The sequence below is a fragment of the Tamlana crocina genome (genome assembly GCF_012037625.1).
The window spans coordinates 1-387 of record NZ_JAAVJS010000404.1; the positions used below are offsets into that span (position 1 = coordinate 1).

Annotated in this window: 1 protein-coding gene; it reads left to right on the plus strand. The window is 38.2% G+C overall.

The genetic code is table 11. The annotated features are described in order from the left end of the window. Positions 1-136: 136 nt before the first annotated feature. Positions 137-387 (plus strand): DUF3109 family protein (locus tag HC176_RS17330; RefSeq protein WP_167920253.1); only part of this gene is annotated, 251 nt, incomplete at its 3' end.

Sequence of the window (387 nt, forward strand, 5' to 3'; positions counted from 1 at the left end):
TTAAGTTCCATACTCAAAATTTAGCCTGCAAAAGTACTTCGAATTGACCATTAATAATTTTAATATGAAAATTTTAACAGAATGTAAATTGGTTTTTGGCTAAAGAAAACCTGCTGAAAAAAGGTATATTTACCACATGTTTCAGCTTGGAAAAACTATTGTTTCTGAAGAGATCCTGAAAAAGGATTTTGTTTGTAACCTTTCGGCCTGTAAAGGAGCCTGTTGTATTGCGGGAGATGCCGGGGCACCCCTTGAAGAAGCCGAAACTGATATCCTGGAAGACCTTTATCCAAAGATCAAACCTTACCTGCGAAAAGAAGGGATAGAAGCCATTGAAAAACAGGGCCCTTCCATTATAGGAGAAGACGGAGAATACGAGACTCCTCT